Annotated in this window: 1 protein-coding gene; it reads right to left on the bottom strand. The window is 64.9% G+C overall.

The genetic code is table 11. The features are described from left to right. On the bottom strand, positions 1 to 251 hold a 251-nt coding region (locus RU01_RS20170; RefSeq protein ID WP_042576388.1), incomplete at both ends, for an IS3 family transposase.

The raw sequence follows: 251 nt of genomic DNA, 5'->3' as shown, positions 1-251 counted from the left end.
CGGTGTTCGGTGGCGTAGCGGTTCAGGAATTGTGCGGTCCAGGTGCGGGCGTGGTCGATGCTGGTGAACCGGTCGGGGCAGTCGAGGTCGTACTTGATCGTCTTGAACAGCGATTCGGAGAACGGGTTGTCGTCACTGACCCGCGGGCGAGAGAACGAGGTGAGCACACCACGTTCGGTGAGGGCGTCGATCAAGGTGTGCGAGCGCATGACGGCCCCGTTGTCGGCGTGCAGCACCGTCGGGGCGCCGTG

The organism is Rhodococcus sp. MEB064, assembly GCF_000834565.1.
Lineage (GTDB): Bacteria > Actinomycetota > Actinomycetes > Mycobacteriales > Mycobacteriaceae > Rhodococcoides.
The sequence above is the reverse complement of the archived record's forward strand: the minus strand, read 5'-3'. Positions and strand labels throughout refer to the sequence as shown.